Source organism: Ensifer sp. SSB1 (assembly GCF_016652895.1).
In the GTDB taxonomy this organism is placed as follows: Bacteria; Pseudomonadota; Alphaproteobacteria; order Rhizobiales; family Rhizobiaceae; genus Ensifer.
In genome coordinates, this window is sequence record NZ_JAEPRP010000035.1 from 39,474 (window position 1) to 46,403 (window position 6,930).

The following is a 6,930-nucleotide window of genomic DNA, read 5'->3' on the forward strand; positions in this document are numbered from 1 at the left end:
AGAGCAAACGGAAAACGGCAATGGAACGCGACGACGGTGAAAACCGCCACCGCCCGCAATCCATCAAGAGCTGGATTGTAGTGCAAGGATTACGCCCCCACGCGCTGTCCCAACGACCCTATAGAAAAATGCAAGTGGCTGCCAGCACCTGCCGTCAGCGTTCACGCATCGAAAGCTCATCGCAGCGCAACGGCACCTGATCTTGCAGGTTGCATGTCGAACTGGTCGAAAACAGTGGGAAATCTTCGTCGCCGTCGTTGCCACGGCGAAGACGGAACATACCGCCAAAAACGAAAAAAGCCCGGATTTCCAGGCTTTTCGGCTGGTCGGAGTGGCAAGATTCGAACTTGCGACCCCCACGTCCCGAACGTGGTGCGCTACCAGACTGCGCTACACTCCGTGACCAGCGGCGCCTCTATAGAACAGGCATTTTGATTTCACAAGCGCCTATCTCGAAAAACCTTGCGCCTTTTTCAAAAAATTTGTGACGGTGGAAAACTCGTGCGGAGATTGCCGTTTGGCGGGCGTCGATGACGCCTGGAAGCACGCCCAATAGGGACTTTCTGCAACGCTTCATATTTTCCTCAAATCGAGGGTGCGGCGTGGATTTCATTTCTATTGGTTTGGCGCTAGAGGCACAACGGAAAGCGCGGAAAACCAGGGGATACGGGCTTCCGCGCCACGCCTATTTCAGAACGAGAGCCAAAGGGACAGAAACATGAACTTCCGCATGATGACGGTGGCGGGCCTCGCGCTCGTGCTCGCCGGCTGCACCACGACCGGAACGGGGATCTCCAGAAACGCGGTCGAAGCGCGTTGGCTCGGCCAGCCGGCCGGCGGCTTCTTCGCCCAATACGGTCCGCCGATCTCCGACGTCGAAAGCGGCAGCTCCACCGTCTATAGCTGGAAGGGCGGCTACAAGACCCGCAAGGTCCCGGCCCAATACGAAACCACCAAGGACGGCAAGCGCGGCAAGCGCATCGCCTCGGCCCGCGCGGAATACCTGAGCTGCTCCGTTCAGCTCACCGTCTCGTCCGACTATGTCATCCGCTCGATCCGCATCGCCGGCGACCACAAGCGCGCGGAAGGCCCGAGCTGGTGCGAAGAGTTCCTGGGCGCCCCGGCCCAGACCAAGCCGGCAGCGACCGCAGGCTAAACCTCAAGAAACAAAAAACCCGCCGGTGAAAATCGGCGGGTTTTTTCCAGGAGATCGTGTCGAACTCAGCTGCTGCTGTTGTCTTCTACGGGTGCTTCGGGACCGTTCTTCTTGATCGAGTCGATGGCGTTCTGCGCGCTGGCCTTGGTCTTGTAGCCCTCGGTCGAGAACATCACTTCGCTGTTGTACTTGAAGCGCACCCGGTATTCACCAGCCTTGTCTTTGTAGATTTCGAATTTGTGAGCCATCTTCTCCCTCATACAAGTAGGAATCAACGCAGTTAGCGTGTCAGTTGCAGAGTGACTTGACAAGAGTGCAAGTAGAAGCCCGAACCCACGGCCGGGATCGGCCGTTTCGGATCGGGTGATTGAAAGAAGGCCTCGACAGGCTCCACGCTTCACCCCTGTTCCGATCGGATGCCGCCTGTTCTCACGTGGCCCAACCACCGGTCGGCTCGGCGTTCAGCACGCGGGGCCTTCGCTGACTGCGGAAGGAATGATCTCAGCGATCACGTTCCTCCTGTGGGATACCAGGAAGCTCGGCATCATCCACAAACAGGCTCGACGTGAACCGATCTATATCGGCGCCGCATCACAATCATTCCCTTCCACAAAACCCTCCTCGTGCAACATCTAAGTATTACAGAAATATTTCTACCAATTGCATCCCTTAAAAATGCTGTTAACATAATGATGTTGTTTTAACTTAATTATTATTAGGTGGATCATGTCTAAAAATAACACAAAAGAATTAGAACAAACCCCCGAAGAACTGACAACAGAAGCTGAAGCTCGCCGAAATTTTCTCATGAAGGCTGGGCGCTTTGCCGCGGTAACGCCTCCCACTATAACCCTACTGCTTGGTACAAGCCTCAGTTCCCGCGCGATTGCCAAATCCGGCGGCGGAGGCACGCACGGCCAGGTAGGGGGAGGCAAGGGTAACAATCAGCCCGGCATTCCCGGTGGCTTGAGCATTTCACCTCCCGCTTCCACGCCGATCACCTTCAAATCGCCGATTTGGATGCAAAGAGAAGACCGCTTTTCTCGAGAAAACAGCGATAGCAAGTCAACGCGCAGCCGGTGGTAGGGGCCACAGCCATACCAACGCAGAAGAAGTCGCCGAGCGGGGGCTGGTAAATGTCCCCGGTCTCTGCCGTCTTGTGGCCGCAGAGGCGAACCATTGGGCGAAAAACTGAGCTCACCTGCATGAAGCGCGAGCCTTCATGTAGGTGATTGAAGCAATCGACTTGAAACAGATGGCTGGGGCGCCAGGATTCCCAGCTAAGGGAATTGTCCTTTTTCAAGCCTTTAAGAAGATTACCAAATCCTGCTCGTCTAATATGCTTGTACGACACTCTTGTACGACATTCCGGAACGGCAGTCAGGAGGAATTTTCACAAGAAGAACTGATATTCTTTGGTCGGTATGTTCTGGACGACATTGCACCAGGTATGCTTGTGCGCGCCGATGGGAAAAAAGACGCTGACGCAGAGGAAGCATTCCTACGTGCGCCTTGCAAGGCGGCACACGTCGGGCTTTATGGTAAGCTGCCCAATCTCACGCGGATTGCCAACCTGTCGGACCATCACTCTGGCGCGAGGAGGGCTTCACATTGGCGGATCAGGTTTCAAAGTTCGAGGGCGTCATGGGCGCACGAACCGGCAGCATTCTGGCAAGCTGGTTCCTTTTCAACCCGAACGGGCCGACGGCGTACGCCTTCGGCTATATGGAGGAAAGCACCAATCTGCGCTTCTTCTGCCGCTGGATGCATTTCTCAGGTGGCGAGATTTATATGCTGGACGATGTCAGCGCCCGCGTTGCAGTCTCCGCGAACTTTGCGGAACTCACAATGAACGCACTTATCAGCCTGACCAATCAGATGGCGATGAGCGGCGGGAAGTCGCCCGGTCTAGGGATTCACGCTCTGCCTTCCTTTGTAATGACGAATGGTAACGCCGAAATCGACAAATGCTTAAAGTTTCTCATGTCCCGTGGAGCGGCAGCGCATTCGACCGACTGGGGACGCGAACTTTACTACCTAAAGAAGTACGGCACTGATCTCTTTGGCCGTGCCGGCGAGGAAACGCGCGAAGCCTATGAGCAGCTTCTAAAGGAATCCGAGAAGGACTCCAGTATCGACAAGGAATTTCTGAAGCTCAGTTGGTACCGCCATGCTCACATAGACAGCTTCCAGAATTGGCGACCTAGCGCCTATCCATCCAAGCCTTTTTCAGAAGCCGCCTTTGGTGAATGGTGGTCGGTGATAAGCAGCACCGCCTTCATTCGCGAGGCCCTTGCCGCATTCGGGCGGGCGTGGGTGGGAAGCATTCAACTCGTTGAAGGAAGTGAATTTCTAAAGACTGTGCGCGAGGAAGGACGCTTCATGCCGCTCTACGACGTCGCCCGGTTCTTCGATCAGTTCCACCTTCCGATCTTTCCTCAATATCGAGCCAGCGAGAGTGCATCCAAAGCCGGTCTGTCGCAAACGAAGACACGCCAATCGCGCGACGAGGCAGACAAGGATTTCCTGCTCGGTTTTGAGGCTTACAAGGCAAACAAATTTGCGGACGCGGAACGCCTTTACCGTCAAGCCGCCGAGGTGGGCGTCGCTGGCGCGCAATATAATCTCGCGCAAATGTACTTTCACGGTGAAGGGGTAGCACAAGACTATACCAAGGCAGCGCATTGGTTTGAACAGGCGGCGAAGCAAGGGATTGCAGAAGCGCAGCACAATATTGGCCTCGCTTATGACGAAGGATATGGCGTTGAAGTTGATAAAGTCCGCGCCGCCTCTTGGTATGAACAAGCCGCTGCGCAAGGGATGCTCAATTCAATGCAGAATTTGGGCCTGCTGTATGCCAGCGGCGATGGCGTGCCGCAAAGCTATGGCAAGGCATTCCCCTTATTCATGAAAGCAGCCCATGAAGGTCTTCCTGATGCACAACATAGTCTCGCGACATCCTACTCCAACGGGTGGGGCACACCGCCCGATCTTGTCGAGGCGCTAAAGTGGGTCGAAATACTGCAGCTTCGGGGGTTCAACATTCCGTTCAAGCAAGCGCTGATCGGGCGTATGAGCGAACAGCAAGCTAACGACGCTCGTCGCCTTGCAAGGCAGTGGCTCCAAGATTTTGAAAGCAACGGCAGAACGCGATCATGAACGAACAAAACGACGGCGAAGCTAACGTTGATGTTCTGGACGTCATCAAGCGATACTCCGACGCTGACGCAATGTACGTCGCTGGAGACCAGTCAAATTATTTCCGCTTAGGATCGATAGTCGCCCTTTGCATCCCTTCTGCTGCACGCTCAATCTATGTCGCCCCGCTAGCCGTGTAAAATAGCGCATGCAGATGATGTGGCAGCCACTTCCCTCGCGTGAGGCGTTTGCGAACGTGGGCGATATGATCGGAAGCTGACAAGGGTTCCTTTTTTCGATGTCGAGCTCGATTGCAAAACTGGCAGGCGGCGACAATGTTTGCCTGACCATTGTTTCCCCCTTGGTGGCGCGCAACAAGGTGCTCTGCTGTGCAGCGAAAGCGTTGCGCCTCCTTTCGCGACACTCCGTACCGCCGGACGAACAATTGGGGATCGCGTTCCCACATCGGCAGTCCGCAATAGTAACAAAGCCACCCTTGGCGGGAAGCGGCACTGGTTCTTGCATTCGTCAGTGCTATTGCCGTCAACAGGTGTCCCTCACCTCTTTTCTAAATCAGAAGCGCTATTGCCGAAAAGATCGTCTTGAGAATCGTCGAACTGGCCGCGAGGATCGGTCCGCGCGTGAGGAAGTAGGTCGTAGCTCGCAAGGTTGGCCATATCCAGAAAATACCGGCTCTTGCGTTTCGGCGCTTTACGAAGCCAACCTGCGAGTTCAGACTGGGACTGCTGTAGCCATGGGGGGAAGGCTTCAGGGCTAGCGTACTCGCCGTTGATCAAGCCAAGCAAAGCACTTAGGTAGATGGAACGTCCAACACCGGGAAACTCGTAGACCTCGACGCCGCGGTTCCCGCTTAGTCTTTGCTCCAAGAGTTTGTGTCCGAGACCCAAGATCAGCTTATCTTCGGGATAACGCTCATCGGGGAGAAACCAGTTCACAATCTCTCGTCTACGCTCAATGTCAGCTGAGCCATGGGACGAACCGAGCCCCATATTGCAAATGGTGCAACAAGGAACCAGCTTACACTGGCCAAAATGGTTCCGTATCTCTCGTTTGGTGACGAGCCCACCTTTGGCGAAGCGGTGAAGAACATAGACAGGCGGCTGGTGGTCAACTCTGCCGTCGCTTGGCATGCCACAATAATTGCATTGGTCCCCGGCAACGGGCACATAAACACTCGAAAACCGCTTCTCAGCAACACGCCGACTGTACTTTAGCACGCCCCTGGCCCAAGCTCTTCAGGAAACGCAATACACCAACCTGAAGAGGTTTCCTTCAGTTCGGGATAAATTACAGTACATCAATCAGAATCGGCGAATATTTGCTTGGAATGATTAACAATCATCTATTCAGTATATTCGCAGCATCCAGGCCCCATGAGAGGAACGATGAACCAAGAATGGGATGCGGCGACCGGCGGCACTCGTGCAGCTGTCATCGGCATAGACGCTGCGTGGACTTTGACACAACCGAGTGGCGTCGCGCTCGCCGTCCTAATTGGCGATGAATGGCAGCTTCGAGCAGTAGCTCCGTCGTATCAACGCTTTCAGGCTTTGGCTGACGAAAGTCTTGTTTGCGAACCCAAGCCTCTCGGAAGAGCTCCGGATGTCAGTGCACTTCTCCAAGCTGGGAGGAAATTGGCTGCAGCGCCGATCGACATCGTCGCCGTAGACATGCCCCTGTCAAATTCTCCGATTGTCGGCCGGCGCCGGTCGGATGATGCGGTATCACGAGCCTATGGCAGTCGGAAATGCAGCACGCACTCACCGAGTGACATTCGCCCGGGCATCATCAGCGACACATTGCGCGCGCAGGCCGAAGGTGAGGGCTACACATTGGCCACCGAGGCAATTTTTCCACGAGCTCTGATTGAGGTTTACCCTCACCCCGCCTTGGTTGAGCTCGCTTGTGCGGTAGAGCGCTTGCCCTACAAGGCGCAGAAGGCTCGGAAATATTGGCCGAGCATCAATGCCCAACAACGGCGAGAAAATCTTCTCTTTCAATGGCACGAAATTGTTAGTCTGCTCGAAGCCAACTTCTCCGGCGTTGGGCGAATGTTGCCGCCGATCGAGCCGAAGGCGAGTGCGGTGGAGCTAAAGGCCTTTGAAGACATGCTGGATGCAATCGTCTGCTGTTGGGTTGCCATCTGCGCACTTCAGGGACGCGCGATCCCATTTGGAGACGACACCTCGGCAATCTGGATTCCGACACCACTTGCCTCGATGAAAAACGCAACCCCGGTTTTGGGGAAATAATTTCCGCATGCCGCGTCCTATCTGGACACGCTGCCTACCTGTGCGCCATCTTTGGTTACATGCAAATCGATCATCTAACGGAAAGGTGGAAAGGCGAGCGTGACGGGCCACAATCACTATAGCGACTGCACCTGCGGCTGGTGCGTGAATTACGGCCGGTCAAGAGCGGCGCTTGCGGACTACACGCAGAGCTTTCGCGAGCGTGATGCTCGGCTTCTTCTAAAGCAGCACGGAGCAAATTCGTTATCGGGATGCTACGTCAACCCCAACGCACGTTGCCCTCGCTGCGGCGAGCCCGTTTTCTTCTATGGAGTTGCCCCCAAAAGACCGGACGTGCTCAGGTTTGAGATTGCGAGCTGATGA

General features: G+C 55.2%; 8 protein-coding genes and 1 tRNA gene. 5 read left to right on the forward strand and 4 right to left on the reverse strand.

The genetic code is table 11. The features are described 5' to 3' along the window. On the forward strand, positions 1–200 hold a 200-nt coding region (locus I8N66_RS11480), incomplete at its 5' end, for a hypothetical protein (protein ID WP_291153728.1). A gap of 123 nt (positions 201–323) precedes the next feature. Here I8N66_RS11480 and I8N66_RS11485 read toward each other — a convergent pair. Then, positions 324–400: transfer RNA gene (locus I8N66_RS11485), tRNA-Pro, on the reverse strand. Positions 401–718: 318 nt separating this feature from the next. Here I8N66_RS11485 and I8N66_RS11490 point away from each other — a divergent pair. Next, positions 719–1,156, forward strand: coding sequence for a hypothetical protein (locus I8N66_RS11490; RefSeq protein WP_291153731.1), 438 nt, complete (start codon positions 719–721; stop codon positions 1,154–1,156). A 65-nt stretch (positions 1,157–1,221) separates the two neighbouring features. On the opposite strand, the gene I8N66_RS11495 is transcribed toward I8N66_RS11490, so the two are convergent. Further along, on the reverse strand, positions 1,222–1,404 hold the full coding sequence (locus I8N66_RS11495) for a YegP family protein (RefSeq protein ID WP_113537944.1): 183 nt from the start codon (positions 1,402–1,404) through the stop codon (positions 1,222–1,224). A 478-nt stretch (positions 1,405–1,882) separates the two neighbouring features. Between I8N66_RS11495 and I8N66_RS11500 the strand changes: the two genes are divergently transcribed. Together I8N66_RS11500 and I8N66_RS11505 are read left to right on the forward strand one after the other, a co-directional pair. After that, complete coding sequence (locus I8N66_RS11500) at positions 1,883–2,242, forward strand: hypothetical protein (protein ID WP_291153734.1); 360 nt, start codon at positions 1,883–1,885, stop codon at positions 2,240–2,242. A gap of 525 nt (positions 2,243–2,767) precedes the next feature. Further along, positions 2,768–4,315, forward strand: a complete 1,548-nt coding sequence (locus I8N66_RS11505) for a tetratricopeptide repeat protein (protein ID WP_291153736.1) — start codon at positions 2,768–2,770, stop codon at positions 4,313–4,315. Positions 4,316–4,469: 154 nt separating this feature from the next. On the opposite strand, the gene I8N66_RS37530 is transcribed toward I8N66_RS11505, so the two are convergent. Both I8N66_RS37530 and I8N66_RS11510 read right to left on the reverse strand, forming a co-directional pair. Then, positions 4,470–4,760, reverse strand: coding sequence for an HNH endonuclease (locus I8N66_RS37530; protein WP_365887157.1), 291 nt, complete (start codon positions 4,758–4,760; stop codon positions 4,470–4,472). Between the two features lie 91 nt (positions 4,761–4,851). Next, positions 4,852–5,250, reverse strand: coding sequence for a hypothetical protein (locus tag I8N66_RS11510; protein WP_291153738.1), 399 nt, complete (start codon positions 5,248–5,250; stop codon positions 4,852–4,854). 450 nt (positions 5,251–5,700) lie between these two features. On the opposite strand from I8N66_RS11510, the gene I8N66_RS11515 reads away from it, so the two are divergent. Then, positions 5,701–6,567 (forward strand): DUF429 domain-containing protein, encoded by an 867-nt coding sequence (locus tag I8N66_RS11515; protein ID WP_291153742.1) that lies wholly within the window; start codon positions 5,701–5,703, stop codon positions 6,565–6,567. The last annotated feature ends 363 nt before the right edge of the window (positions 6,568–6,930 follow it).

Bases quoted from the DNA above. Each gene is read 5' to 3' on its own strand.
- I8N66_RS11515 (WP_291153742.1), top strand. From the start codon at position 5,701: ATGAACCAAGAATGGGATGCGGCGACCGGCGGCACTCGTGCAGCTGTC.
- I8N66_RS11500 (WP_291153734.1), top strand. From the start codon at position 1,883: ATGTCTAAAAATAACACAAAAGAATTAGAACAAACCCCCGAAGAACTG.
- I8N66_RS11495 (WP_113537944.1), bottom strand. From the start codon at position 1,404: ATGGCTCACAAATTCGAAATCTACAAAGACAAGGCTGGTGAATACCGG.
- I8N66_RS37530 (WP_365887157.1), bottom strand. From the start codon at position 4,760: ATGTGGGAACGCGATCCCCAATTGTTCGTCCGGCGGTACGGAGTGTCG.
- I8N66_RS11490 (WP_291153731.1), top strand. From the start codon at position 719: ATGAACTTCCGCATGATGACGGTGGCGGGCCTCGCGCTCGTGCTCGCC.